2 protein-coding genes are annotated in these 1,660 nt (G+C 68.1%); both read right to left on the reverse strand.

Going from position 1 to position 1,660, the window contains the following annotated elements:
* A partial coding sequence (locus tag A9Z05_RS33270; RefSeq protein ID WP_218077835.1) for an amidohydrolase occupies positions 1 to 519 on the reverse strand: 519 nt, incomplete at its 3' end.
* A gap of 38 nt (positions 520 to 557) precedes the next feature.
* Positions 558 to 1,454 carry an alpha/beta fold hydrolase gene (locus tag A9Z05_RS33275; RefSeq protein WP_069621789.1) on the reverse strand — a complete coding sequence of 299 codons (897 nt, stop codon included), beginning with the start codon at positions 1,452 to 1,454 and terminating at the stop codon, positions 558 to 560.
* Positions 1,455 to 1,660: the final 206 nt, after the last annotated feature.

Raw genomic sequence — 1,660 nt, forward strand, 5'->3', positions numbered from 1 at the left:
GAGCGGCCGGATACGGGCGGCGACGGTCCTGACCGCCTCCAGATCCGGGCGGCCGCCAAGATGCGCGAGGAAGTTGAACCGGGCGCCGCACACCCCGTTCGCGGCGTACTCCGTAAGGAGCGCGTCCGGATCGCCCGGCCGAACGAGTGCGACGCCCTTGTACCGCCCCGCTCCGGCGCGCAACGCGTCGAGCATCGCGCGATGATCGAACCCGTGCCCCTGGCTCTGTACGATCACGGCGCGCGAGAAGCCGAGGCGCTCGTGCAGGTGCCGCAACGCCGTTTCCGGCGCGGCGGACGGATCGAAGCTGCGGTCGTCGGGCAACGGATAGCGGTCGAACGGCCCGAACACATGGCAATGCGCGTCGCAGCTGTTTGCCGGCAGACGCAAGAGCGGCCGGCGTGGTTCGGCCAGCGGCGGTGGGGAAAATCGGCGCGTGGACCCGGAGATCGCCGGGGAAGTCATGGTCATGTCGATGGATTCCTTGAGCGTATGCGAGGTACTTCCGGTAAACGACATCGAAACGGCAGCTCGATCGAACCGCCGTCGACGTACGCTCATTGCGGGCTCGCGAGCTTCCGGGCAAACGCGGCGATGGCGTCGGCCATGGCGACCGGCTGTTCAGGTGCGAGCGCGTGGCCGGCATCCGGAATCCGCACGATCGTCACGCGGTCGCCGAGCATCGATTTCAATACGTTCGAAAACCGGCGCGGTGCGACGGCGTCGTGTTCGGCCTGCAGGTCGAGGATCGGCGCGGTGCCGGCCGCGAAATATGCATCGACCGGCGTGGTCTCGCGCGCATGCGATTCGGCGTCGTGCGTGGCGGCATGCCAGCCGTCCAGCCAGACCCGCGGATCGTTGCCCGGTGCGAAGAACGCCTTCTTCAGGTATTCGATCCGCTTCGCTTCCGGCAGCGACAGGTCGCCGGCGCCGTCGATCGCCTGCCGGATCTCGGCGCTGATCGGCTTCTCCGTCGAGCCGGGCGGCACCTTGCCGGCGGACGCAGCCGCGAGCACGACGCCGCGCACGAGATCGGGCCGGTCGACGGCCAGCATGCGCGCGGGGAAATTCCCCCACGCGTGGCCGACGACGATCGCCGGGCCGCGATGTTCGTTCTCGATCACCGTCGCGACGTCCGCCGCGAAATCGTGGACCGACAGGTTGTCCATCGGCCCCTTGCTCTGCCCGATGCCGCGCGGCTCCGGGCGCAGCACGCGAAAGCCGTCGGCCACGAGCCGGGCGGCGACCGCGTCGTAGTCCCTGCCCGAGCGGCCGAGCGACGGCAGAATCACGATCAACGGGCCCTGCCCCTCGCGCAGTACCTCGATCTGCACATCGCCATGCCGGACGATTTCCCGGTCGACCGTGGCCGAGGCCGGGGTCGCCGATGCAAAGGCGGACGCCGCCCACCACAACAGACATGCGGCGACGATGCCGCGCTTCGATGTTTTCATGTTTTGATATCCTGATTGATTGAAGAATCCATTCGCTTGTTCCGACGCCTGCCGATGATGATCAATTCGTGCGGTAGACCTTGCGTGCAAAGGCTGCGATCGCATCGCTCATCGCGCGCGGCTGCTCGGGCGCCATCGCGTGCCCCGCATCGGCGAGGACCTGCACGGTCACGCGATCGCCCAGCCACGGCTTGAACACGTTCGGC

It is taken from the genome of Burkholderia sp. A2, from assembly GCF_001729305.1.
Taxonomy (GTDB): domain Bacteria; phylum Pseudomonadota; class Gammaproteobacteria; order Burkholderiales; family Burkholderiaceae; genus Burkholderia; species Burkholderia sola.

Excerpts from the sequence above, each read along its gene's own strand:
- A9Z05_RS33275 (WP_069621789.1), bottom strand. The coding sequence starts at position 1,454 with ATGAAAACATCGAAGCGCGGCATCGTCGCCGCATGTCTGTTGTGGTGG.